Genomic DNA, 26,990 nt, shown 5'->3' with positions numbered 1-26,990 from the left:
CCGCCCCCTCCGGAAGGCCACCCCACCATGAGCAGTGAGCCCACCCCCGAACACCGCTCGGACACCGCACTCAGGGTCAACGGCAAGCCGCACACCCTCCGCCTCGACCACCGGCGGGTCCTGCTGGACGTCCTGCGCGAGGACCTCGGCCTCACCGGCGCCAAGAAGGGCTGCGACCACGGCCAGTGCGGGGCCTGCACGGTCCTGGTCGACGGCCGCCGCGTCAACAGCTGCCTGCTCCTGGCCGTGTCCCTGGACGGCCGCGACGTCACCACGGTCGAGGGCCTCACCGACGGCGGCGACGGTCTGCACCCCCTGCAGCAGGCCTTCCTCGACCGGGACGCCTTCCAGTGCGGGTACTGCACGCCGGGACAGATCTGCTCCGCCGTCGGCGCCCTGGCCGAGGCCGAGGCGGGCCATCCCTCCCACGTCACCGACCCCGCCGCCCCCTCCGGGCGGCCCGTTCCGCTGGACGCCGCCGAGATCCGCGAGCGGCTCAGCGGCAACCTGTGCCGCTGCGGCGCCTACCCGCACATCGTCGAGGCCGTCGAGGACGTGATCTGAGTGGAACCCTTCGGATACGTGCGGGCCGGCACCGTCGAGGAGGCGGCCGAGGCGCTCGCCGCGCATCCCGGCGCCCGCTGCCTCGGCGGCGGCACCAACCTCGTCGACCTGATGAAACTGGGCGTGGAACGCCCCGACGTCCTCGTCGACGTCAGCCGGCTGCCGCTGGACACGGTGGAGGAACTGCCCGACGGCTCCGTGCGCGCCGGCGCCACCGTCCGCAACAGCGACCTCGCGGCCCACCCCCTGGTCCGCGACCGCTACCCCGCCCTGTCCCAGGCGCTCCTCGCCGGCGCCTCCGGACAGCTGCGCAACGCCGCCACCACCGGCGGCAACCTCCTCCAGCGCACCCGCTGCCCCCACTTCCAGGACCTGTCCAAGCCCTGCAACAAGCGTGCGCCCGGCAGCGGCTGCGGCGCCCGGGAGGGCACCCACCGCGACCACGCGGTCCTCGGCCACTCCGAGCACTGCATCGCCACCCACCCCTCCGACATGGCCGTCGCCCTGGCCGCCCTCGACGCACGCGTGGAGCTGTACGGCGACGAGGGCGCCCGGGACGTCCCGGCGGACCGGTTCCACCGGCTCCCCGGCGACCACCCGGAGCGGGACACCGGGATCCGGCCCGGCGAGCTGATCACCGGCGTGGTGCTCCCGCCCGCCACGGCGTCGCTGCCCTCCGCCTACCGCAAGGCCCGCGACCGCGCCTCGTACGCCTTCGCCCTGGCGTCGGTCGCCGCCGTCCTGGACACGGCGGACGACGGCACCGTCGCCCACGTGGGGCTCGCCTTCGGTGCCCTCGCCCACAAGCCGTGGAGGGCCGAACGCGCCGAGACGGCGCTGCGCGGCGCCCCGGCGACCCCGGACTCCTTCGCCCGCGCCGTGGACCTGGAACTCGAGGCGGCCCGGCCGCTGCGCGACAACGGCTACAAGGTGCCCCTCGCCCGCAACCTCGCCGTGGACGTCCTGACCCGGCTCGCGCCGCCCGCCCGGCGCCCCCGACACCTCACGGAGGACTCATGACCGGCACCGGTACCGCGCTGGGTGCTCCGGCCGAACGCCGCGAAGGACGCCAGAAGGTCACCGGCGGCGCCCGCTACGCCGCCGAACACCCCCTGCCGGAGCGCGCCCACGCCTGGCCCGTCCTCGCGGCCGTCGCCCGCGGCCGGGTGACGGCCGTCGACACCACGGCCGCCCTGGAGTCGCCCGGCGTCCTGACCGTGCTCACCCACGAGAACGCCCCCCGGCTCACCGAGCCCGACGACCCCACCCTCGCCGTGCTGCAGGAACCCGGTGTGCCGCACCGCGGCTGGGTCGTCGCGCTCGTCGTCGCCCGGTCCCCGGAGGAGGCCCGTGCCGCCACCAGGGCCGTCCGGATCGAGTACGCCGAGGAGAAGCACGACGTGACGCTCACCGCGGACCATCCCGGGGCGTACGAGCCGGAGACCGCCAACGCCGGCTACCCGGCCCGCCGTGAGTACGGGGATCCCGACGGCGCCCTCGCCTCCGCCCCCGTCCGGGTCGACGTCTCCTACCGCGTGCCGCCGCTGCACAACCACCCCATGGAGCCCCACACCAGTACGGCACGGTGGGAGGACGACCGGCTCGTCGTCCACACCTCCAGCCAGGGCGGCACCGCGGTGCGCGCCACGCTCGCCGCGCTGTTCGGGCTGCCCGAGGACCGGATCACCGTCGACACCGGCCATGTGGGCGGCGGCTTCGGCTCCAAGGGCACCCCGCGCCCCGACGTCGTGCTCGCCGTCATGGCCGCCCGGGAGACCGGCCGGCCCGTCACCGTCGCCCTGCCCCGCCGCGACATGCCCGCCCTCGTCGGCCACCGGGCCCCCACCCTGCACCGGCTCCGCCTCGGCGCCGACGACGACGGCCGGCTGACCGGCCTGACCCACGAGATCGTCACCCACACCTCCCGCGTCAAGGAGTTCGTGGAGCAGGCGGCGGTCCCCGCACGCGTCATGTACGCCACCCCGAGCAGCCGTACGCTCCACCGCGTGGTCCGGCTCGACGTGCCGACCCCGTCCTGGATGCGCGCCCCCGGTGAATGCCCCGGCATGTACGCCCTGGAGTCGGCGGTGGACGAACTCGCCGACGCCCTCGGCCTGGACCCGGTGGAGCTGCGCGTCCTCAACGAACCCGAGCGCGAACCGGACAGCGGCAAGCCGTTCAGCAGCAGGCACCTCACGGAGTGTCTGCGCGAGGGCGCCCGCCGCTTCGGCTGGGACAGCAGGGACCCCCGCCCCCGTTCCCGGGCGGAGGGGCCGCTGCTCGTCGGCACGGGCGTCGCGGCGGCCACCTACCCCGTCCTCGTCCAGCCGTCCACCGCCGAGGCACGCGCACTGCCGGACGGGACCTTCGTCGTCCGTGTCAACGCCACCGACATCGGCACCGGGGCCCGCACCGTGCTCGCCCAGGTGGCGGCGGACGTCCTCCGTGTGCCGCTGGACCGGGTACGGACCGAGATCGGCGACAGCGACCTGCCGCCCGCGTCCCTGGCCGGGGGATCCTCCGGAACCGCCTCCTGGGGATGGGCCGTGCACGACGCGTGCGCCAGGCTCACGGGCCGGCTGGGCGGCCTCACCGGCCGGCTGCCCGACGAGGGCGTCACCGTCCACGCCGACACGGCGGGCCGGGCGGACGCCGAGAGCGCCTACGCCCGCCACGCCTTCGGGGCGCACTTCGCCGAGGTCACCGTCGACTCCGTCACCGGCGAGGTCCGGGTGCGCCGGATGCTCGGCGTCTTCGCCGCCGGACGCATCCTCAACGCCCGTACCGCACGCTCCCAGTTCATCGGCGGCATGGTCATGGGACTGGGCATGGCACTGACCGAGGGCAGCACGATGGACGCCGCGTTCGGCGACTTCACCGAGTCCGACCTGGCGTCCTACCACGTGCCCGCGCACGCCGACGTGCCCGCCGTCGAGGCGCACTGGATCGACGAGCACGACGGCCACCTCAACCCGATGGGCAGCAAGGGGATCGGCGAGATCGGCAACGTGGGCAGCGCGGCCGCCGTCGGCAACGCCGTCCACCACGCCACCGGCGTCCGCTTCCGCGACCTCCCGCTGACCCCGGACAAGGTGCTCGCCGGACTGTCGGGACCGTCCGCGCCTACCAGTGGGCGGGGCGGCTGAGTCCGGGAGACAGCACGGTGGCCGCGTCGCCCCGGGCCGCGTCGAGCTGCGCCTGGGTGAGGAAGAGGGCACCGGTGAGGTCGGCACCGCGGAGGTCCGCGTCGCGCAGGTCGGCGCCGATCAGGTCGGCGTCGCGCAGATCCGCCCCGCTCAGGTCCGCGGCGACGAGGAGGGCCCCGCGCAGGCTCGCTCCCCTGAGACCGGCGCCGGACAGCTTCGCGCCCATCAGATCGGCTCCGCGGTGGTCCTTCCCGCGGCCCGGGACGCGGGCCCGGACGAGTTCACTGGCGCGCAGCAGCAGCGGGTTGACCTCGCCGCGCAGCGCGTTCACGTCCAGCGCGGTGACCGCCTCGGCGCTGCCGCGGGTCAGGCCGTCGATCCGGGCCAGCGCCCGCCGCAGCTCCTTGTGGACGGGCCGGGCCGCCGCGAGGTCGAGGGCCTCGGCGACGTACCGGAGCAGTTCGTGCAGCTGCCGCATCACGGGGAAGACCTCGAACATGGCGCGCGCCGACTCCGGTGCCCGGCGCCAGTCGGTGCCGCCGAAGGTGACCTGCGACACCTTCTGTCCGGCGCCGAAGCAGTCGAAGACGGTGCAGCCGGGGTAGCCCCGGTCGCGCAGCCGTTCGTGGATGCCGCAGCGGAAGTCCGACCGGAGGTGGGAGCAGGCCTGCCCGGCGGCCTTGTCGACGGCGAAGTCGGCGGAGCGGGCGAAGGGCAGGGCCACACAGCACAGGCCGAAGCAGTTGGCGCAGTCGGCCTGCAGGTCCTTGCGGCCCCCGGAGGTCACGGGGGCTTCGTGCTGGGGTGACACCGTGCGGGCTCCCGTTGTGCGACGAGCGGTCGGCGCCCATTCTCGCAGACGGTCCGCCTGCGGATCCTCGGGGACGGTTCACCTGCGGATCCTCAGGGACGGCCGGTGAGGTAGCCGCCCATCGAGGTGAAGTACTCGGTCGCGCCCAGTTCCCGGCCGTCCTCGGTGCGTACGCGGGTGATGGCCAGACCGTGGTTGCGGCCGGTGCGGGCGTCGGCGCCGGCGACGATCACCACGCCGTCGCCCTCGCGGTAGAAGATCCGGCCGGGCGTCCCGCCGTAGCGCCCCCGGGACACCACGGCGGCCAGGACCTCGAGGCGCCGGCCCTTGTGGAAGGTGAAGGCGCTCGGGTAAGGGTGCGACTGGGCGCGTACGAGGCGCTCCAGGTCCTCGGCGGGCCAGTTCCAGTCGATCCGGATGTCCTCGAGGGACCGCTTGTGGAAGAAGCTGGCCTGCGAGCGGTCCTGCCGGGTGAACTCGGTCCGCCCGGAGGCGATCAGACCGAGGGCGCCCGTGGTGACGGGGGCGATCAGGTCGACGGTCTTGTGGAACAGGTCGGTCGCCGTGTCCGTCGGTCCGACCGGGACCGCCCGCTGCAGGACGATGTCCCCGGCGTCGAGTTCCTCGTCCATCAGGTGCGCGGTGACGCCGACCTCGGTTTCGCCGTTGATGAGGGCCCAGATCAGGGGGGAGAAGCCGGCGTACTTCGGCAGCAGCGAGTCGTGGACGTTCAGCGTGCCGTGCCGGGGCAGGCCGTAGATGTGCGGGGGGATCCAGGTGCGCCAGTTGTTGGCGACGATGATGTCCGGGTCGGCTTCCTTGAGCCGCGCGAACAGCTCCTCGTCGTCGGGGCGGTCGCGGACGACGACGGGGATGCCGTGTTCCTCGGCGAGCTCGGCGACCGAGTCGCTCCAGATCCGCTCGTAGGCGTGCTCGCTCCTGGGATGTGTCACCACCGTCACCACGTCGTGCTCGGAATCCAGCAGGGCCCGCAGGGTGCGATGGCCCCAGGTCTGATAGCCGAACATGACGACCCGCATGCGGTTCCTCCTCGGGCAGGGAATGGCCGCCGCCAGTAAAGCAAGGCTTACCTAACGTTGCAACGGCGCCCGGATGAAAGCGATTTGACGATCGGTCAGAAAATCGAACTCGTGAACTGTCCTTTTTGTCCGGTCGACAGCTTCACGGCCTAAGCTTAGGCTTCCCTAAGTTTTCCGGGCCCGCTGTTCCGCCGGCGCGCCCCTCCTCCCGTAATCCCGACGCCGGGCAACCGGCCGCCCGCACGATGGGAGTGACATGGCTCAGGTTCTTCCTGGCGACCCACCTCCGGTCCACGACCTCGTCGGCATCGGCTTCGGCCCGTCCAACGTGGCCATGGCGATCGCGCTCAGCGAGCACAACGCGCGTGTCGGCAGGCAGGAGACGGTCACCGCCCACTTCTTCGAGCGGCAGCCGGCGTTCGGCTGGCACCGGGGCATGCTGATCGACGACGCGACGATGCAGGTGTCCTTCCTCAAGGACCTGGTGACCCTCCGCAACCCGACCAGCGAATACAGCTTCCTGAGCTATCTGCAGAGCAAGGGACGCCTGATCGACTTCGTCAACCACAAGAGCTTCTTCCCGCTGCGCACGGAGTTCCACGACTACTTCGAATGGGCGGCGGAGAAGGTCGACGACATGGTCTCCTACGGCCACGAAGTCGTCGCCGTCGAACCCGTCCTGCGCGACGGAGCGGTCGAGTACCTGGACGTGACGGCCCGCTCGCGGGACGGGCTGGTGGTCCACCGGGCCCGCAACCTGGTCATCGGCACCGGGCTGCGCCCGCGGATGCCGGAGGGGGTCGAACGCTCCGACCGCATCTGGCACAACTCCGACCTGCTGGCCAAGGTGGACGCCCTGGAGGGCACGGATCCCTCCCGGTTCGTCGTGGTCGGCGCCGGCCAGAGCGCCGCCGAGAACGTCGCCTACCTGCACCGCCGCTTCCCCGGCGCCGAGGTCCACGCCGTCTTCTCCCGCTACGGCTACAGCCCCGCCGACGACAGCAACTTCGCCAACCGCATCTTCGATCCCGATGCGGTGGACGAGTACTTCACCGCCCCCGAGGACGTCAAGCGCAAGCTGATGGACTATCACGGGAACACCAACTACTCCGTGGTCGACACGGACCTCATCGAGGACCTGTACCGGCGCGTGTACCAGGAGAAGGTGCTCGGCACCGAGCGGCTCCGCTTCCACAACGTGTCCCGGCTCACCGGAGTCGTCGAGACCCCGGAGCGGGTCCACGCCACCGTCGTCTCCCTGGTCACCGGCGAGCGGACCGCCCTCGACGCCGACGTCGTCGTGTACGGCACGGGATACCTGCCCGCCGACGGACTGGCCCTCCTCGGCGAGACGGCCGGGCTCTGCCACCGTGACGACGAGGGCCGCGTCCGCGTCGAGCGGGACTACCGCGTGGCGACCCGTCCCGCACTGCGCTGCGGCATCTATCTGCAGGGCGGCACCGAACACACCCACGGCATCACGTCGTCCCTGCTGTCGAACATCGCGATCCGGGTCGGCGAGATCCTGGACTCGATCCTCGACCGGAACCCCGCGTCCTCCGACGCGCCCCGTCCCCTTACCGACGGGATCGGCACCTCCCGCTAGCCGGCCCGAGGGCCGGCCCCCCACACCGCCGCGCACTGCCCGGTCGTCGTACCCGGCAGGCGCGGCACCCCTGTGAAACCCCGTGAAAGGAACCAACGTGTCCACTGGAACACGCCCCGCGCCGGCGCGGATCGCCGGACTCCTCCCCAGAGCGGTCGTGGCCGTCGTCGCCGCGCTCGCCCTGACCGCCTGTGGGGGCGGGACCGACGACTCCTCGTCCGACGGGGACTCCTCGTCCTCGGCCGGTGCGGGCGCGCAGTCCGCGGCGTTCCCGGTCACGGTCGAGCACAAGTACGGCAGTACGACCGTCGAGGAGGAACCGAAGAAGGTCGTCACGCTCGGACTGTCGGACCAGGACGCGGTGCTGGCGCTCGGCGTCGAGCCGGTCGGCGCCGTCGACTGGTTCAAGGAGAAGCCGTACGGCAAGTGGCCCTGGACCAAGGAACTCTGGGGCTCCGACACCCCCGAGATCGTCGGCGAGCGCGACGAGTACAACATGGAGAAGATCGCCGCGCTGCAGCCGGACCTGGTCATCGCCCAGTACTCGGGCATGAAGAAGGAGCAGTACGACACGCTCTCGAAGTTCACCAAGGTCGTCGCCCAGCCCAAGGACCACCCGGACTACGGGGCCCCCTGGCAGGAGATGACACGCCAGATCGGCAAGGCGCTCGGCAAGGACGACCGGGCCGAGAAACTGATCTCGGACATCGACGCGCGGTTCAAGGCCGTCCGTGACGAACACCCCGAGTTCGGCGGTCTGACACTGGCCGTCGCCGACAGCTTCGAGGCCGGCAAGTACTCGGCGTTCACCGCGACCGACCCCAAGGCCATCTTCTTCAAGGAACTGGGCTTCGAACTGAAGCCGGAGATCGACGAGCTGGCCAAGCCGGGCTGGAACGTGGCCGAGCTCAGCGCCGAGAAACTGAACGTCCTCGACGTCGACCGGCTGGTCTGGGTCACTTCCGGCACCGACGCCAACGACCGCGTCAAAGCGGAGCCGCTGTACAAGAAGCTGAAGGTCAGCCAGGACGAGCGCGACCTGTTCGTGCCCTACCAGGACCCGGACATCGGCGCCGCGTTCTCCTTCAACACGGTCCTGTCGATCCCGTACGCGATCGAGGAGATCACCCCGCTGATCACGGCCGTCGAGTGAGACCGGCGGGCGGCGGACACCGACGGGCCCGCCGCCCGCCGCACCGGTCCGGAACCTCCACGGCCGCTCACCGACGCACATCAAGGAAGGGTTCCTCTCACGATGCCTGACGCCGAGTCGGACCGGACCGCCGGGTCCGGACCGTGGCCCCTGACCGGAGCGCAGTCCGGTATCTGGCTCGCCCAGCAGATCGAGCCGGACAGTTCGGTCCACACCCTCGCCTTCGTCCTCGAACTGCGCGGCGCCGTCGACCCCGGCCGCCTCGCCGCCTCGGCCCGCCGGGCCGTCGAGGAGGCCGAGGCCCTGCACATCCGCGTCACCGCCGACCGGGACGAGCCGCGGCAGACGGTCGTACGGACCCCCGTCGACGTGCCCGTCCTCGACCTCCGGGGCGGGAGCGACCCGGACCGGGCGGCCGCCGCCTGGATGGACGCCGACCGCGACCGGCCCGCCGACCTCGCCGGCGGCCCGCTGTTCGCCCAGGCGGTGCTCCGGCTCACCGACGACCGTGTGCTCTGGTACCAGCGCTACCACCACATCGTCGTCGACGGCATGGGCGCCGCCCTGATCACCCGCAGGGCCGGTGAGCTCTACACCGCGGGCGAGCGGGCACCCGCCGCCCCCGACGGGGCGCTCTCCCGTCTGGTCACCGCCGACCGGGAGTACCGCGCGTCCGCGCGGCACCGCACCGACCGCGCCTACTGGCTCGACCGGATGTCCGGCCGCCCGGAGCCCGTACGCCTCGTCGAGCGCGCACCGGCGCCGATGACGCGGCGGGTGCGGCGCTCCACGGTGCTCGGCGCGCGGGACACCGCCCGGCTGGAGGCCGCCGCCCACGGCGCAGGCGTCCGGCTCTCCCGGTTCCTGATCACGGCCGTGGCCGCCTATCTGCACCGGACCAGCGGCGCACAGGACCTGGTCCTCGGCCTGCCGGTCACCGCCCGCCAGGACGACGGGGCGGCCACCGTACCCGGCATGGTGTCCAACGTCGTCCCCCTGCGGGTCCCGGTCCACCCGGGCACCACCGGAGCCGAACTGGCGGCCGGGATCGGGCACATCGTCGCCGAGGCCGTCGAGCACGGGCGCTACCGGGCCGAGGACCTGGCCCGGGACCTGGGACTCGCCGACGGCCTGGCCGAACTGGTCGGGCCGACGGTCAACATCCTCCCCGGCACCGCCGACCTGCCCTTCGACGACCACCCGGCCGAACTCCACCCGGCCTGGCTCGGCCCGGTGAACGACCTGGCCTTCACCTTCTCCCGGGCACGGGACGGACAGGGCGTACGCCTCCACCTCGACGCCGACGCCGACGTCTGCGACGAAGCCGCCCTGCGCGACCACGAACGCCGCTTCCTCGCCCTGCTGGACTCCCTGGCCGACGACCCGGACCGGCCCCTCGGACACATCGACCTCACCGACGGCGCGGAACGCGGCCGGCTCCTCGGCGAACTGGGCGTCTCACCGCGCGAGGTGCCCGAGCTGACCTGGCCCGCGGCCTTCGAACACCAGGTCCGCGGGGCGCCCGACGCCGTGGCACTGGTCTGCGAGGACCGGGAACTGACGTACGACGGACTGAACGCCCACGCCAACCGGCTCGCCCGGCTCCTGACCGCCCGGGGCGTGCGGGCCGAGGACGTCGTCGCCGTGGCCCTGCCCCGCTCGCCCGAACTGGTGATCTGCCTGCTCGCGGTGTTGAAGACCGGCGCCGCCTACCTTCCGCTGGACGCCGACCACCCGAAGGACCGCATCGCCCACATGCTGTCCGACGCGGGGGCACGCACCGTCGTCACCGTGCGCGACCTGGCCGGGGAACTCCCCGCCGTACCCGGCGCAGGCCACCTCCTGCTCGACGACCCGGCCACGGCGGCCGCGTACGCCGCACAGGACCCGTCCGACCTCTCCCTGCCGATCCCGCTCGACCGGGCCGCGTACGTCATCTACACCTCGGGCTCCACCGGCCGCCCCAAGGGCGTCGTCGTCACCCACGACGGCGTCGGCAGCCTCATCGCCACCGCCACCGACCGCATCGGCGTCGGCCCGGACAGCCGGGTCGTGCAGTTCGCCTCCGTCGGCTTCGACGTCACGGTCTGGGACCTGATCATGTCGCTCTGCGCGGGCGGACGGATCATCGTCGTCCCCGACGGGCGCCGCGTCGCCGGACCCGCCCTCACCGAGTACATCGCCGGGCACCGCGCCACCCACATGATCCTGCCGCCGTCACTGGTCTCCGCGCTGCCGCGGGACTGCGAACTGCCCGACGGCGCCGTCCTCGTCGTCGGCACCGAGGCCGTGCCGAGCGAGCTGATCGCCCGCTGGGCCGGGCGGCTGAAGGTCGTCGTCGCCTACGGGCTCACCGAGGCGAGCGTCAACTCCACCCTGTGGCCCGCCGACCCCGCCCGGCCGGGACCCGCGCCCATCGGCCGGCCCGACCCCAACACCCGCGCCTACGTGCTCGACTCCGCGCTGCGCCCGGTCCCGGTGGGCACCGAGGGCGAGCTGTACGTCGCCGGCCGCGGTCTGGCCCGCGGTTACCTCGGCCGGCCGGGGCTCACCTCCGAGCGGTTCGTCGCCGACCCGTTCGGCGCGCCCGGCACCCGTATGTACCGCACCGGCGACCGGGTGCGCTGGGCCCCCGACGGCAACCTGGAGTTCCTCGGCCGCGCCGACGGCCAGCTGAAGATCCGGGGCCACCGGATCGAGCCGGGCGAGATCGAGAGCGCCTTCATGGCCTCTCCCGGGATCTCCCAGGCCGCGGTCCTGCCACGGGACGACCACCGGGGCGTCACCCGCCTGGTCGCCTACCTCGTGGCGGACGACGACGCCGCCGTGACGGCCGCGCGGGCCCGAGTGGCCGAGATCCTGCCCGACTTCATGGTGCCGTCCGCCGTCGTCGTCATCGACGGCCCCCTTCCGCTGACGCCCAACGGCAAGCTCGACAGGCGTGCCCTCCCCGCTCCCCGCTGGACCTCCCTGAGCGGGACGGACGCGCCCTCCACCCCCGCCGAGACCACGCTCGCCGGTCTGTTCGCCGACGTGCTCGGCATGCCGTCGGTCGGCGTCCACGACAGCTTCTTCGAACTGGGCGGCGACAGCATCGTCGCGATCCGGCTGGTCAACCTCGCCCGGGCGGCCGGGCTCGCGATCACCCCCCGCGACGTGTTCCGCCGGCGGACCGTGGCGGCGCTCGCCCAGGCCGCCGACCGGGCCGGCCCCGACACGCAGCCCTGCACCCCGGTGCACCTGGACGAGGACGCCCTGCCGGTCTCCCCGCTCCAGGAGGGCTTCTTCTTCCACGCCCGGTACGACACCGGCGCCGCCGACCCGTACCTCGTGCAGCAACTCCTCGACCTCGCGGGCCCGGTGGAGCCCGACCGGCTGCGCCGGACACTGCAGCTCCTCCTCGACCGGCATCCGCTGCTGCGGGCCTCGTTCCGCCAGCTGCCCGACGGCCGGGTCGTCCAGCGGCTCGCGGAGCACGCCGTCCTGCCGTGGCGGGAGACCGACACCCACACGAGCGGCGGACCGGACGCCCTGCTGGAGGCGGACCGGGCCGAAGGCTTCGACCTCGCCCGGCCCCCGCTGCTGCGGGCCACCCTGATCCGTGACGGCCGGCGCCACCGCCTGCTGCTCACCCTGCACCACATCGTCGCCGACGGCTGGTCGCTCGCCGTCCTCCGGCGCGAACTGCTCGCCGCCCACCGGGGCGAGGACCTGCCGGAGCCCTTCGCCCCGCACCGCCACCTGGCCTGGCTGGCCGGCCGGGACCGCGACGCGGCGCGCGAGGCGTGGCAGCGGGCGCTGTCGGGACTCCCCGGGCCCACCCTGCTCGCCGGCTCCCTCACGACGGCGGACACGCACCGGGTGCCCGCCCGCCCGGACCACCTGGACGTCCCGCTGCCCGACGACGACCTCACCACGTACGCCCGCACCCACGGAATCACCCTGAGCACCGTCGTCCACGGCCTCTGGGGCCTGCTCCTCGGCGGCCTGACCGGCACCCAGGACGTGGTGTTCGGCACCACGGTGTCCGGCCGGGGCCACGGGACCGGCGACCTGGACCGTGCCGTCGGCCTGTTCATCAACACCGTCCCGGCCCGTGTACGCCTGATGCCCGACGAGTCCCTCACCGGGCTGCTGCGGCGCGTCCAGGACGAGCACGCGGCCCTGCTGGACCACCAGCACCTCGGTCTCGCCGACATCCAGCGGACCGCGGGCGGCGGCGAACTCTTCGACACCCTCGTCGTGTTCGAGAACCACCCGACCGCCTCCGACGACGGTGCGGGCACCCTCCGCATCACCGGCTCCGAGGTGTTCGACACCGTGCACTACCCCCTCGCGCTGATCGTCGAGCCGGAGGCCGGCCGGCTGCGGCTGCGGTTCACGTACGACGCCGCACGGCTGGACCGGACGGTCGTGGCCGGCCTCGCCGACCGGTTCGTGACCCTGCTGCGCACCCTGACGTCCGACCCCGGCCGCCCGGTCGCCCGCACCGGCCTGCCGACCCACCGGGAGCGGCAGCGCCCGACCGGGCCCGGCACCACCGCGCACCCGGTGCCCGACGCCACCCTGGCCTCGCTGTTCGCACAGCAGGCGGCACGCACGCCGCACGCCACGGCGCTCGTCTTCGAGGACACCGCCCTCACCTACGCGGAACTCGACCGGCGCGCCGAGGCCCTGGCCCGTCGGCTGCGGGCACGCGGCGCGGGCCCCGAACGGTTCGTCGCGGTCGCCGTGCCCCGGTCGGCGGAGCTCGTGGTCGCGCTGCTGGCGGTGCTCAAGGCGGGCGCCGCCTACCTTCCCGTCGACCTCGACCACCCCGCGGACCGGGTCGCGTACCTGCTCGGCGACTCCGGAGCGCGGACCGTCGTGACCACCGCCGAGGCCGCCGTGAGGCTGCCCGAAGCGCCCGGCCTCCAGCACCTGATCGTCGAGGACGACGAGGACGTCCCCGACACCCGGCCGGCCCCGGCCTCCCCGGACCATCCCGCCTACCTGATCCACACCTCCGGCTCCACCGGGCGCCCCAAGGGCGTCGTGGTCACCCACCGGGCGATCGTCAACCGGCTCGCCTGGATGCAGGCCGAGTACCGGCTCACCGACGACGACCGGGTGCTCCAGAAGACACCGTCCGGTTTCGACGTCTCCGTGTGGGAGTTCTTCTGGCCCCTGCTGGCGGGCGCCACCGTCGTCCTCGCCCGCCCCGACGGCCACCGCGACCCCGCCTACCTGACCGAGCTGATCCGCACCGAACGGATCACCACACTGCACTTCGTGCCGTCGATGCTGGCCGCCTTCCTGCGGTTCACGGAGACGGAGCGGGACCGGCCGTGGGCGGCGAGCCTGCGCCGGGTCTTCTGCAGCGGCGAGGCGCTCCCCGGCGCGGACGCCGCACGCTGGCGGGACCTCACCGCCCGCTCCGGGCACGGCCCCGTCCCCCTGCACAACCTCTACGGCCCCACCGAGGCCGCCGTGGACGTGACGTACTTCCCGTACGACGGCGGCGGCGAGACCACCGTGCCGATCGGCCGGCCGGTGTGGAACACCCGGCTGTACGTGCTGGACGCCTTCCTGCGCCCGGTGCCCGACGGCGTCCCCGGCGAACTCCACCTCGGCGGGGTCCAGCTGGCGCGCGCCTACCACGACCGGCCGGGACTGACCGCCGAGCGGTTCGTCGCCGACCCCTTCGGCGAGCCCGGCGAGCGCATGTACCGCACCGGCGACCTGGTACGGCGCCGCGCCGACGGCGCCGTCGAGTACCTCGGGCGCACCGACCGGCAGGTCAAGATCCGCGGCAACCGTGTCGAACCCGGCGAGATCGAGGCGGTGCTGAGCGGTCTGCCGGGCGTGGAACGGGCGGCCGTGATCGCCCGTGACGGCACCCTGATCGCGTACGCCGTGCCCGCGCCCGACGCCGGTCCGGTGGACGCCGAGAGCCTGCGCGCGGCGCTCGCGGACGCGCTGCCCGCGCCCATGGTGCCGGGTGCCGTCCTGCTGACCGGCGAACTGCCGCTGACCCCGAACGGCAAACTCGACGTCAACGCGCTGCCCGCGCCGTCCGCCGCCCCCCGGACCGGTGGCCGCGCACCCGCCGACGAGCGGGAGCGCACCCTGTGCGACATCTTCGCCGCCGTGCTCGGGGTGCCCGGCATCGGCGCCGACGACGACTTCTTCACCCTCGGCGGTGACAGCCTCACCTCCGTCACCGTCGCCACCCGGGCCAGGGAACACGGACTGTCCATCGGCCCGCGCGACGTCTTCGAGCACCGCACCCCGGCCGCCCTCGCCGCCGCGGCCGGCGAGCACACCCCCCGGAACCCGACCGCCTCCGACGTGACGCTCCCGGCGACCGAGGCAGGCCGGGCCGCCGCCGCCCTGAAGGCCGTACTGGCCCGGCAGGAGCGGTCCGGCGCGGCGGCCGACCCCGCCCTGCGGGCCCTGCTGGACCGGCTCACCACGGCAGCCGGCACACCCGAGGCCCCCCTGCTCACCGCCGAGGAGACCGCCCGCGTCGAGGCCGCCGCCGGCGCGTCACGGGTCGCGGACGTCTGGCCCCTGTCCCCGCTCCAGGAGGGCATGTACTTCCACGCCACCTACGACGCCGGCGACACACTCGACGTCTACCTCTCCCAGGAGACACTGGACTTCGACCACCGCCTGGACGCCACCCGGCTGCGCGCCGCGTGCCGGACGCTCCTGGAGCGCAACACCGGCCTGCGCGCCGGGTTCGTCAGCGACGGTCTGCCCCGCCCGGTGCAGTTCATCGCGGAGCACGCCGGGTTCCCCCTCGTCGAGCACGACCTCTCCGCACTGCCGTCCGACGGGCAACGGGCCCGCACGGACGAACTCCTCGCGGCCGACCGCCGCCGCCGCTTCGACCTGACCGCCCCGCCCCTCGCCCGCCTGCTGCTGCTCCACCTCGGCGACGGCCGGGACCGGCTGGTCGTCACCCACCACCTCATCCTCTGGGACGGCTGGTCCGCCTGGCTGTTCCTGGAGGAACTCCTCGCACTGTACGAGCGTGCCGGCGACGCCACCGGACTGCCGGCCCCCGGCTCCTACCGGGACTACCTGACCTGGCTGGACCGGCAGGACACCGACACCGCACTGACCGCGTGGCGCCGGGCGCTCGCCGGGTTCGACGAGCCGACCCTGGTCGCCCCGGCCGGCCGCGACGGCGGCCCGGTGATACCGGTGGACTTCGACGCGACACTCACCCGCGAGGCCGGCGACCGGCTGCGCACCGCCGCCCGGCGCCACGGACTCACCCCGAACACCCTGCTGACCACGGCCTGGGCCCTGGTGCTCTCGACGCTGACCGGCCGTACGGACGTCGCCTTCGGCACGGCGGTGGCCGGCCGGCCCGCCGACGTCCCCGGCGCCGCCGGCACCATCGGCATGTTCCTCAACACGGTCCCGGCCCGCATCTCCCTCGACCCCGGCGAACCCCTGCTCGACCTGTTGCGCAGGACCCAGTCCGAGCGCGCGGCGGTCATGCCGTACGAGTACCTGGGGCTCGGGACGCTGCAGCGGGAGACCGGCCACCGGCGGCTGTTCGACACCCTGTTCGTGCTGCGCTCGGCCGACGGCGAGGAGCGGGCCGCCACGCTCCGGCGGCGGCACGGCATCACCGGCATCTCCAACGTGGACGGCACCCACTTCCCGCTCACCCTGATCGTCACGCCGGAGACCCGGCTGCGGGTGACCCTCGCCGCCCGGCCCGACCTGTTCGACGCGGACACGGCCACGGTGATCCTCGCCCGGTTCACGACCGTGCTGGAGCGACTGGCCGACGTCCTCACCGGACCGGAGGCGGACAGCGCCCGGACCGCCGGCCTCGACCTGCTGCTGCCGCGGGAGCGGACCGCCCCGGCCGCGACCCGCGAACCGGTGCCCGACGACACCGTCGCCGACCTGCTCGCCGACCGTGCCGCCCGCACCCCCGACGCGGTGGCCCTGGTCTTCGGCGAACAGTCCCTGACCTACGCCGGGCTGGACGCCCGGATCAACCGCCTCGCCCGGCTGCTGCTGGCCCGGGGCGCGGGACCGGAGAAGGCCGTCGCGCTCGCCCTGCCCCGCTCCCTCGACATGGTCACGGCACTGTTCGCCGTCCTGCGCACCGGGGCCGCCTATCTGCCGCTCGACCTCGACCACCCCGCCGACCGGCTGCGCCTGATGGTGGCGGACACCGGCCCGCTGTGCCTGGTCTCCACCACGGCCGTGGCCCCCGCCCTGCGGGGCGAAGAGGGACCGCTCGCACCCGAACTGCTCCTGGACACCCCGTCCGTGGCCGCCGAACTCTCCGCACTCCCGCACGACGGCGTCACCGACGCCGAACGGCCGGCGTTCGCCCGCGGTGTGCCGGACCGGCTGGAGCACCCGGCGTACATCATCTACACCTCCGGCTCCACCGGACGCCCCAAGGGCGTCGTCACCCCCTACCGGGGGCTGACGAACATGCAGCTCAACCACCAGCGGGAGATCTTCGACCCGGCCATCGCCTCCGCCGGGGGACGGCGGCTGCGGATCGCGCACACCGTCTCCTTCGCGTTCGACATGTCCTGGGAGGAACTGCTGTGGCTCGTCGAGGGCCACGAGGTGCACGTCTGCGACGAGGAACTGCGCCGTGACGCCGAGGCGTTGGTGAACTACTGCGACCGGCACGCCGTCGACGTCGTCAACGTCACCCCGACCTACGCCCAGCTGCTGATCGAGGAGGGCCTGCTCGAACAGGACCCGGCCGCGGGCCGGCACCGGCCCGCCCTGGTCCTGCTCGGCGGCGAGGCCGTCCCCGACACCGTGTGGACCCGGCTGCGCCGCACGGAGGGCACCTACGGCTACAACCTGTACGGGCCCACCGAGTACACGATCAACACCCTCGGCGGCTCCACCACGGACAGCGACACCCCGACCGTCGGCCTGCCCATCCGCAACACCCGCGCCCACGTCCTCGACACCATGCTCCGCCCGGTCCCGCCCGGCTGCCCCGGCGAGCTGTACATCGCCGGCACCGGGCTCGCCCGCGGCTACCACGAACGGCCGGGACTCACCGCGGAACGCTTCGTCGCCGACCCGTTCGGGGAGCCGGGCGAGCGCATGTACCGCACCGGCGACCTGGTCCGGCGGCGCCCGGACGGCCTGCTCGACTTCCTCGGCCGCACCGACGACCAGGTGAAGATCCGCGGCTACCGCATCGAACCGGCGGAGATCGCCGCCGCCCTGTCCGCGCATCCCGAGGTCGCCCGTGCGGCGGTCGTCGTGGTGCCGTCCGCCGGGACGAAGCGCCTGGTCGGCTACGTGGTGCCGGAGGAGGACGGGCAGCCGGGGGAGGACCTGCCCAAACGGCTCCGCGACCACCTGCGGGCCGGCCTGCCGGACTACATGGTCCCGGCCGCCCTCGTCCCCGTGGACACCCTCCCGCTGACCGTCAACGGCAAGCTCGACGTCAAGGCACTGCCCGCCCCCGACCTCACCGGCACGGGCACCGGCCGGCCGCCCCGCACCCCGCACGAGGAGACGCTGCGCGCGCTCTTCGCCGATGTGCTCGGCCTGCCCGAGGACGGTGTCGGGGCCGACGCCGACTTCTTCGACCTGGGCGGACACTCCCTGCTCGCCACCCGGCTGATCAGCCGCGCCCGCGCCGCCCTCGGCGTCGAACTCGCCATCCGCGACCTGTTCGAGGCACCCACCGTCGCCGAACTGGCACGCCGCACGGCCCGCTCCGGCACCGCCGCCCGGCCCGCGCTCACGGCCGGGGAGCGCCCCGCCGAGCTGCCGCTGTCCCACGCCCAGCAGCGGCTGTGGGTCGTCCAGCAGATCGAGTGCACCTCCGCCGCGTACAACTTCCCGCTGGTGACGCGGGTGCGCGGACCGCTCGACCGTACGGCGTGGAGCGCGGCCCTCGCCGATGTGACGGCCCGCCACGAGGCCCTGCGCACCCTCTTCACCGAACGGGACGGCCGGGTGTCCCAGCACGTGCTGCCCGCCGACGAGGCCCGCCCGGAGGTGGAGCACATCCGGGCAGCCGAGGACGAGGTGCCCGGCGTCGTGGCCACCGCGGTGCGCCGGCCGTTCGACCTCGCCCGTGAACTGCCCCTGCGCGCCACCCTCGTGGAGATCACCCCCGAGGACCACGTCGTCGTGCTGCTGCTGCACCACATCACCACCGACGAATGGTCCGACCGCCCCTTCCTGCGCGACCTGGCCACCGCCTACCGCGCCCGCCTCGCGGGCACCGCCCCCACGTGGCGGCCGCTGCCCGCCCAGTACGCCGACTACGCCCTCTGGCAGCAGCGGCTGCTCGGCGACCCGTCCGACCCCGACAGCCCGGCCGCCCGTCAACTGGCCTACTGGAGTAAGGCGCTGGCGGGGATCCCCGAGGAACTCGACCTGCCCGTCGACCGGCCCCGGCCCGCGCGTCCCGCCTTCTCCGGAGCCGCGCTCGACATCGAGTTCGACACCGCGGTGCACGAAGGGCTCGGCCGGCTCGCCCGGTCCACCGGCACCAGCATGTTCATGGTCGTCCACGCGGCCGTCGCCACCCTGCTCCACCGCATGGGCGCCGGAACGGACATCCCGCTCGGCGCGCCCGTCGCGGGCCGCGGCGACCAGGCACTGGACGACCTCGTCGGCTTCTTCGTCAACACCCTCGTCCTACGGGCCGACCTCAGCGGGGACCCCGGCTTCACCGAGCTGCTCGCCCGGATCCGCGCGACCGACCTGGCCGCGTTCTCCCACGCGGACGTGCCGTTCGAGGCGGTGGTGGAGGCGGTCAACCCGGCCCGGTCGCTCGCCCGCAACCCGCTGTTCCAGGTGATGGTCGGCCACCACGTCCGTACCGGCGACGCGCTCGAACTGCCCGGCCTGACCGCCGAGTACCTGCCGTTCCCGGTCGAATCGGCCAAGTTCGACCTCGTGTTCAGCTTCACCGAGCGGCAACGGACCGACCACGAACCGGGATCGCTCCGCTGCCGCCTGGAGTACGCCACCGAGCTGTTCGACCACGAGAGCGCCGAGCGGATCGGCGAACGGCTGCGCAGGCTCACCGCCGCCGTCGTCGCCGCACCCGAACAGCCCGTCTCCCGGGCGGAGATCCTCTCCGCCGACGAACGCCACCAGGTCCTGGAGCGCTTCAACGCCACCGGACGGGACGTCGAGGAGGCGTCCCTGCCCGCCCTCTTCGCCCGGCGGCTCGCCGAACGGCCCGACGCGGCCGCCGTCGTCGAGCGCTCCCGCTCGGTGACGTACGCACAGCTCGACGCACGGGCCGACCGCATCGCACGGCTCCTCGCCGCGCACGGCGTCGGCACCGAGAGCGTGGTCGGAGTGGCCGTGCCCCGCTCGGCCGACATGATCGCGACCGTGCTCGCCGCGCTGAGGCTGGGCGCCGCCTTCCTGCCGCTGGACCTGACACACCCGGGCGACCGCCTCACCTACATGATCGAGGACTCGGGCGCCGCCCTCGTCGTCGGCAGCGAACCGGTGGCCGGCAAGATCCCCGAGGTGCCGGGCGTCCCCGTGGTGCTGCTCGACGCCCCCGCGACCGTCACCGCACTGGACCGCCTGCCGGACACCCCCCTGGACGCCCGCCCGGTCGCGCTGGACCAGGCCGCGTACGTCATCTACACCTCCGGTTCGACGGGCCGGCCCAAGGGCGTCGTCGTCTCCCACGAGGGCGTCTCCAGCCTGGTCGCCACCGCCGTCGACCGCATGGACCTGCGCCCCGGCAGCCGGGTGCTCCAGTTCGCCTCCATCGGCTTCGACGTGTTCGTCTTCGAACTGGCCATGGCCCTGTGCCACGGCGGCCGGCTCGTACTGATCCCCGACGAGGCACGGGTCGCCGGAGAGGCGCTCACCGACTTCCTCGCGGAGCAGCGCGTCACCCACATGATCCTGCCGCCGTCCCTGGTCTCCGCCCTGCCGCCCGGCTGCGCCCTGCCCGAGGGATCGACCGTCCTGGTCGGCACCGAGACGGTCCCGCCGGACCTGTTCGAACGCTTCGGCGCCACCGCCCACCTGATCTGCGCCTACGGGCTCACCGAGGCGACCGTCAACTCCACCCTGTGGCCCTCCCGCGCCCACGGACCACGCACGCCCGGCCGGGTCCCCATCGGCCGCCCGGACCCCAACACCCGCTGCTACGTCCTGGACGAGCACCTCCGCCCGGTCCCGCCGGGCGTGGCGGGGGAGCTGTACGTCGCCGGGCGCGGTCTCGCCCGCGGCTACCTCGGCAGGCCCGCGCTCACCTCCGAGCGGTTCGTCGCCGACCCGTTCGGACCGCCCGGCGGCCGCATGTACCGCACGGGCGACCGCGCCCGCTGGCGGACGGACGGCAACCTCGACTTCCTCGGCCGGGTGGACACCCAGGTGAAGATCCGCGGGTTCCGCGTCGAGCTCGGGGAGATCGAGGCGGCCCTCACCGGCCATCCCGCGGTCGGCCAGGCGGCCGTGACCGCCGACCGCGACGGCGACATCGTGCGCCTCGTCGGTTACGCCGTGCCCGACGGCGGCGCGGACCTCGACCCGCGGGCGCTGCGCGCCCATGTCGCCGGGCTGCTGCCCGAGTACATGGTCCCGGCCCTCGTCGTACCGCTGGACGGTCCGCTGCCGCTGACCCCCAACGGCAAGCTGGACCGCAGGGCGCTGCCCGCACCGGACTGGTCCTCCATGACCGGCGACGCCCACCCCGCCACCCGGACGCAGGCCCGGCTGGCCGGGCTGTTCCGCGAGGTCCTCCGGCTGGACGGCGTCGGCGTCCACGACAACTTCTTCGCTCTGGGCGGCCACTCGATGGCCGCGATGCGGCTGCTGGGCCGGATCCGCACCGAGTTCGGCGTGGAACTGGGCATCCGGGACGTCTTCGACGCGCTGACCGTCGCCGGCCTCGCCACCGCGGTCGACGGGGCGGCCGGCGCCCGCCCCGCGCCGCGCCCGGCCGGGGACGGCGCGGCGGTGGACCCCGGCCGGCCGGTCGCGCCGGTCCAGCGCGCCCAGTGGTACGCCCACCGGCGCGACCCCCGGTTCGACCACGCCCTGGAACTGCGCTCGCCGGGCGGACTGGACGCCGGCGCGCTCACCGCCGCGCTGGCCGACGTGACGGCCCGTCACCAGCCGTTGCGTACGGCGTTCACCGAACGCGACGGCACGGTGTTCCCGCGCCCGGTCGAGCCTCCCGCCCTGACCGTCGAGCGGTGCGCCGACCTCGACGGGCGCCTGGCCGAACTCGCGGGGCAGGTGACGGACCTGACGGCGGAGGCGCCGCTGCGGGCGCGGCTGCTCACCGCCCCCGACGGCCGCCAGGCGGTCTCGCTGACCGCGCACTACCTCGCCGTGGACGAGTGGTCGGTGGTCCCCCTGCTCCGTGACCTCGCCACCGCGTACGCCGCCCGGTCCGAGGGCCGGGAACCCGGCTGGCGGCCGCTGCCGGTGACGTACGCCGACCACACCCGCCGGTCCCACGAGACGCTCGGCGACCTCGCCGACCCGGACAGCCGGGGCGGGCGCCGACTCGCCCACTGGCGGCGGACGCTGAAGGGCGTACCGCCCGCCCTCGCGCTGCCGGCGGACCGATCGCGGTCCGCCGTGCCCGGCCGGGTCGCCTTCGTGCTGGACGAGCGGCTGCACGCCGACGTGGACCGGCTGGCCCGGACCACCGGCACCAGCATGTTCATGGTGCTGCACTCGGCCCTGGCGGCCCTGCTCACCGCGCACGGCGCGGGCACCGACCTGCCCATCGGCACGATGGCCGCGGGCCGCGCCGACGAGCGGCTCGCCGACCTCGTCGGCTGCTTCCTCAACACGCTCGTCCTGCGCACCGACACGGCGGGCGACCCCACGTTCGCGGAACTACTGGCCCGGGTGCGGGAGACGACGCTCGACGCCCTGGACCGGCAGGACGTGCCGTACGACGAGGTGGCCCGCGCGACCGGACTGCCCCCCGAGGGGCCCCGGGTCATGGTGATCCACCACGAACAGGCCGACCTGGCACGGCTGGAAGGGGGCCTGGGCTCGCTGCGGGCCGCCCCCACCGGCGCGGTGCGGGCCGGGCTGACCCTCGGCTTCCACGAACCGCGCGGCGCCGGCCCGGTGCACTGCGCGCTGACCCACGCGGCCGGCGTACTCGGCACCGCCGCGGCACGCCGGCTCGCCGACGGCCTGACCGCCCTGCTGCGCGACGCGGCGGCCGACCCGCGACGACCCCTCTCCGAGCTGATCACCACCCCGTCCACAAGGAGTGACCACGCATGACGACCAACCCGTTCGAGGACCCGCAGGGCCGCTTCCTGGTCCTGGTCAACGACGAGAACCAGCACTCCCTGTGGCCGTCCTTCGCCCAGGTGCCGGCCGGCTGGCGGACCGCCTTCGGCGAGGACACCCGCGAAGCCTGCCTGGCCTACGTGGAGACCCACTGGACCGACCTGCGCCCCGCGAGCCTGGCCGCCCGCGACCACTGACCCGCCTCACCCACCCGGCCGCCACGCCGACGCACGGACGAGGCGTCGCGGGACCTCACGGGCGACGCCGCCATGGGGCGGCCCGGTTTCCCGCGATCGCCTGCCACCACCACGGACCCGCGCCGCCGCCTGCCGTCGCCGGGGGGTCACCCGCCGGTGGCGGTTCCCGGTGGCGCGCCGGGTCTTCTCGAAGGGGCGCCGTGGGGCTCGCTCTTCGGCGGGGCGATGCCGCTGGGCCTTGCCGCCTGCCGTCGCCGGGGGTCACTTGCTGGTGGCGGTTTCCGGCGGCGCGCCAGGTCTTCTCGAAGGGGCGCCGTGGGGCTCGCTCTCCGGCGGGGCGCTGCTGCCGGGCCTCGCCGCCTGCCGTCGCTGGGTGCCGCCGGGCGGTGGCGGTTCCCGGTGGCGCGCCGGGTCTTCTCGAAGGGGCGCCGTGAGGTTCACCCTCCGGCGGGGCGGTGCCGCCGGGTCCCGGCGTCCTCCGCCGGCCGGGGCGTTCCCGGGCGGCTGTCGGACCAGGCTGCCCACAGTTCGGCGTACCGGCCGCCGGCCGCGAGGAGTTCCTCGTGGGTGCCGGTCTCGACGACCCGGCCCTCGTCGAGGACGACGATCCGGTCGGCGGTCGCGGCCTGCGGCAGGCGGTGCGCCACCATCAGGCCCGTGCGGCCCTCCAGGGCCTTCAGCGCGGCCGCCTCCAGGACGCGCGCCCCCGCGCTGCCCGCGTCGGCGGTCGCCTCGTCCAGGATGGCGATCGGCGGGCCGGCGAGGACCAGCCGGGCCAGCGCCAGATGCTGGGCCTGCGTCACCGTCAGCCGGTGCCCGCCCTCCCCGACCACCGTGTCCAGCCCGTCGGGCAGCGCCTCGGCCCATTCCAGGGCACCCACCGCCGCCAGGGCCGCCCGCAGGTCGTCGTCGCCGGCGTCCGGCCGGGCCAGCCGCAGGTCCTCGGCGAGCGGACCGGCGAAGACGTGCACCTCCTGGCTGATGAGCGTCACCGCCCGGCGGACCCCCGCGGGACCCAGCTCGTCCGCGTCGGCACCGCCCAGCGTGACCGACCCCCGGGCCGGCCGGTGCACGCCCGCGATCAGCTTGGCCAGTGTCGTCTTGCCGGCCCCGCTCGAACCGACCAGCGCGACCCGCTCCCCGCCGCTCACCTCCAGATCGACGTCCCGCAGCACCGGGTGGCCGGGCACGTAGGCGTGGTCGAGCGAGGAGACCTTGACCGAGCCGTCCACCGGCACGGCCCGCCGGTCCGGCTCCGGCTCCGGCGCGACGGCCAGGCCGGACACCCCGACCAGACGGGCGAGGCTCGCGCCCGCCGACTGCACGTCGTCCAGCAGGAACAGCGCGGCGTTGACCGGGTTGAACAGGCTGTGGAAGTACAGCGCGGCCGCGGTCGCCGTGCCGATGCTCACCGACCCGTCGTCCACCAGCACGAAGCCGGTGACCAGGACCGAGGCCAGGCCGATGAACTCGGCCAGGTTGAGCCGGGAGAAGAACCCGGTCACGACGTGGATGCCGCGCAGCGCCAGCCCGAGGGCCGCCCGCGACCGCTGCTCCACGAGGTCCAGATGCGGCCCGTTCAGCCGGAACGCGCGTACGGTGCGGACGCCCCCGATGCTGTCGAGCAGCTGGTGCTGGAGCGCGCCGGTGGCCACCCGGTGCCCGGCGTACACGGGAGCGGCCCGGCGCAGGTACCAGCGCACCGACAGCACCTGCACGGGCACGGCGCACAGCGCGGCGAGCAGGAACCGCCAGTCCAGCACGGCGAGTCCGGCCAGGGTCAGCACGATGGTGAAGGCGGAGCGGGAGAACTCCGGGAGGGCCTGCCGTACCGACTTGGCGACCATGGTGACGTCGTCCGTCACCCGGGAGACCAGGTCGCCCGAGCCGGCCTCCTCGACCCGCTCCAGCGGCAGCCCGAGGGCCCGCTCGACGAACCGCTCGCGCAGGGCGGCGAGCAGGGTCTCGCCCAGCCGGGCGACGAGGGCGCTGCCGAGGGCGGTGGCGGCGCCGCGCGCCACGGCCACCGTGACGAGCAGGACCATGGGTACGGTCAGCGCGTCCGTGCCGCGCCGTTCCACCACCAGGTCGACGACGTGTCCGAGCAGGGGCGCCGTCAGCAGGCCGACGGCCGTTCCGGCGACCAGGACGCCCACCGCCGCCGCCGTGAGCGGACGGTGGCCGCGCAGCATGGAGCGGAGGGCGGCGAGGGTCTCGGCGCCGGTCGCGGTCGGCAGCAGGGCGCGGTCGCCGGGGCCGGTGCGGATCGTCGTCTCCTCGGTCCGTCCGTCGTCGGTGCGCGGGTCCGTGCCGTTGGCGGCGCTCATGCCAGGACCGCCGCACGGTAGGCGGCGTCGGCGGCGACGAGTTCGGCGTGCCGCCCGTCGGCGGTCACCGTGCCGCCGTCGAGCACCACCACCCGGTCGGTGACCGCCAGCAGCGAGGGGCTGGTGGTGACCAGGACAGTGGTGCGGTCCCCTCTCGTCTCCCGCAGCCGGGCGGCGATCCGCGACTCGGTGACCGTGTCCACCGCGGTGGTCGGGTCGTGCAGGACCAGCACGGGCCGGCCGGCGGCCAGCGCCCGGGCCAGCGCGACCCGCTGGCGCTGTCCGCCGGAGAGGGAACGGCCGCGCTCGGCGAGGACGGTGTCCGCGCCCTCGGGCAGCAGCCGGGCGACGTCGTCGGCCGCCGAGGCGGTGAGCGCCGCCTCCACCGCGGCCGTGTCCGCGTCCGCCCCGGCGCGCACGTTGTCCAGCAGACTGGTCTCGAACAGATCCGCGTCATGGGGCGCCACCAGGACGGCCCGGCGGACGTCGTCGGGGTCCAGGCCGGTCAGCGGCACGCCGTCGAGTTCGACCACACCCCCGGCGGGGTCCGACTCCCGGGCCAGACAGCGCAGCAGGTCCCGTGCCGCCGCCGGGTCCCCGGTCACCACACCGGTGAGGCCCGGTCCGAGGTCGAGGTCGACGCCCCGCAGCGCGCCGAGCGTGACACCGCGCAGCCGGATCCGCCCGGCGACGGCCCCGGGCAGCGCGGCCCCGCCCGGCTCCACCGCGGCGGGCGCCGCCAGCACCTCGGCGATCCGGCGGGCCGAGGCGCGGCCCTGCGCGAACTCGGCGTTGACGAAGGTGAGCAGCTGGAACGGCCCGAGCAGGAACTGCGCCAGCCCCACCGCCGCCACGAGTTCACCGACACTGATGCCGCCGCGCATCGCCAGGTACGCGCCCACCAGGGCGATGACCGCGATGAAGACGCCGGTCAGCGCGAGCACCGCCCCCTCGTGCCCGGCCCGGCTGCGGGCGGCACGCAGCGCGGCGGCCAGCGAGTCCTGACTGGTCCGCCGGTAGCGGGCCACGGCCGCCGGCTCGGCCCCCATCCCCTTGAGCACCCGCAGACCCATGACCAGGTCGGCGGCGACCCCCGAAGCGTGGGCGGCGCGCTCCTGCTCGGTCTCGCTGCGCCGCTCCAGCGGCCCGCTGATGCGATGGCCCAGCCACAACAGGGGCGGGATGCCGAGCAGGACGAGCAGGCCGAGCGGCACCGAGATCCGCAGCAGGGCCACCGCGCTGACCGCGAGGGCGGCGAGCGCCGAGGCGCCGTACGACAAGGCGGTCACCGCCGCGCCCACGCGCCGGGCGTCGTTGGTGGCGATGCTGGTCAGCGCGCCCGGGAGCCGGTCGGCGTCGGCGCCGCCGCGCGGGTCGAGCACCCGGGCGGCGAGGTCCAGCCGCAGCCGGTGCGTGGCCCGTTCGCCCGCGGCCTCCGTGACGCGGGCGCCCACGCGGTAACACGTCGACAGGACGACGAAGACGACGGCGAGCACCGCCAGCAGCCGCAGCAGAGTGCCGGACGAGCCCTTGGCCACCGCCTCGTCGATGATCACGCCCACGATCACGGGGACCAGGGCCTCACACGTCTGATGGCCCATGCCGAGGAGCGATGCCGCGACGACACCGCGGCGCCGGCCCCTGATCGCTTCCCGGAGGACATGCCCCCCGGTCGGTCCTCCAGCCGGCATGTGCCGTACCTCCGCGATGGTCGGGCAGTTAGGTAAGGCTACTCTGAACAAGGCGGACCGGATACGGCGCGCCGAGTGCGCCGGCGTACGCCACCGCGCGACCAACACCCCTCGTACGACGGCTCGTTGACCACCCGCTTCGCCTTCGGTTAGCCTCGCCTAAGCTGAACTCGCCGTCGTGTCCTGCCTTCCCGCACCCGGG

General features: G+C 74.5%; 11 protein-coding genes. 7 read left to right on the top strand and 4 right to left on the bottom strand.

From position 1 onward, the window contains the following. The first annotated feature begins 27 nt into the window (after positions 1-27). From ACFV5H_RS04815 to ACFV5H_RS04805, 3 genes are read left to right on the top strand one after another with little or no spacing between them, the layout of a single operon-like run. The gene (locus ACFV5H_RS04815) at positions 28-564 is read left to right on the top strand and encodes a (2Fe-2S)-binding protein (protein WP_385051066.1); all 537 of its coding nucleotides are present in this window, start codon (positions 28-30) and stop codon (positions 562-564) included. After that, complete coding sequence (locus ACFV5H_RS04810) at positions 565-1,584, top strand: FAD binding domain-containing protein (RefSeq protein ID WP_385051064.1); 1,020 nt, start codon at positions 565-567, stop codon at positions 1,582-1,584. Next, positions 1,581-3,710, top strand: a complete 2,130-nt coding sequence (locus tag ACFV5H_RS04805; RefSeq protein WP_385192845.1) for a xanthine dehydrogenase family protein molybdopterin-binding subunit — start codon at positions 1,581-1,583, stop codon at positions 3,708-3,710. Before ACFV5H_RS04810 ends, ACFV5H_RS04805 begins: the two co-directional genes overlap by 4 nt. Here ACFV5H_RS04805 and ACFV5H_RS04800 read toward each other — a convergent pair. Together ACFV5H_RS04800 and ACFV5H_RS04795 are read right to left on the bottom strand one after the other, a co-directional pair. Then, complete coding sequence (locus ACFV5H_RS04800) at positions 3,688-4,497, bottom strand: pentapeptide repeat-containing protein (RefSeq protein WP_385192843.1); 810 nt, start codon at positions 4,495-4,497, stop codon at positions 3,688-3,690. The genes ACFV5H_RS04805 and ACFV5H_RS04800 overlap by 23 nt on opposite strands. Positions 4,498-4,613: 116 nt before the next feature. Further along, positions 4,614-5,561, bottom strand: coding sequence for a methionyl-tRNA formyltransferase (locus ACFV5H_RS04795; RefSeq protein ID WP_385051058.1), 948 nt, complete (start codon positions 5,559-5,561; stop codon positions 4,614-4,616). A 256-nt stretch (positions 5,562-5,817) separates the two neighbouring features. Between ACFV5H_RS04795 and ACFV5H_RS04790 the strand changes: the two genes are divergently transcribed. The 4 genes from ACFV5H_RS04790 (at position 5,818) to ACFV5H_RS04775 (ending at position 22,770) form a co-directional block, all read left to right on the top strand. After that, positions 5,818-7,167 (top strand): lysine N(6)-hydroxylase/L-ornithine N(5)-oxygenase family protein, encoded by a 1,350-nt coding sequence (locus ACFV5H_RS04790; RefSeq protein ID WP_385051057.1) that lies wholly within the window; start codon positions 5,818-5,820, stop codon positions 7,165-7,167. A gap of 97 nt (positions 7,168-7,264) precedes the next feature. Then, positions 7,265-8,320, top strand: coding sequence for an iron-siderophore ABC transporter substrate-binding protein (locus ACFV5H_RS04785; RefSeq protein ID WP_385192841.1), 1,056 nt, complete (start codon positions 7,265-7,267; stop codon positions 8,318-8,320). A 102-nt stretch (positions 8,321-8,422) separates the two neighbouring features. Next, positions 8,423-22,564 (top strand): amino acid adenylation domain-containing protein, encoded by a 14,142-nt coding sequence (locus ACFV5H_RS04780; protein WP_385192839.1) that lies wholly within the window; start codon positions 8,423-8,425, stop codon positions 22,562-22,564. Beyond that, positions 22,561-22,770 (top strand): MbtH family protein, encoded by a 210-nt coding sequence (locus ACFV5H_RS04775; protein WP_385051051.1) that lies wholly within the window; start codon positions 22,561-22,563, stop codon positions 22,768-22,770. The genes ACFV5H_RS04780 and ACFV5H_RS04775 overlap by 4 nt, the downstream gene beginning before the upstream one ends. 437 nt (positions 22,771-23,207) lie before the next feature. Here ACFV5H_RS04775 and ACFV5H_RS04770 read toward each other — a convergent pair whose 3' ends face one another. Next, a complete protein-coding gene (locus ACFV5H_RS04770) occupies positions 23,208-25,097 on the bottom strand; it encodes an ABC transporter ATP-binding protein (protein ID WP_385192837.1) in 1,890 nt (629 codons plus the stop codon). Continuing rightward, positions 25,094-26,788, bottom strand: a complete 1,695-nt coding sequence (locus ACFV5H_RS04765; RefSeq protein ID WP_385051047.1) for an ABC transporter ATP-binding protein — start codon at positions 26,786-26,788, stop codon at positions 25,094-25,096. The genes ACFV5H_RS04770 and ACFV5H_RS04765 overlap by 4 nt, the downstream gene beginning before the upstream one ends. Positions 26,789-26,990 lie beyond the last annotated feature (202 nt).

The sequence above is a fragment of the Streptomyces sp. NPDC059787 genome (assembly GCF_042732315.1).
In the GTDB taxonomy this organism is placed as follows: domain Bacteria; phylum Actinomycetota; class Actinomycetes; order Streptomycetales; family Streptomycetaceae; genus Streptomyces; species Streptomyces atrovirens.
Note: the sequence above shows the minus strand (reverse complement) of the source record. Positions and strands in the feature narration are given on the sequence as shown.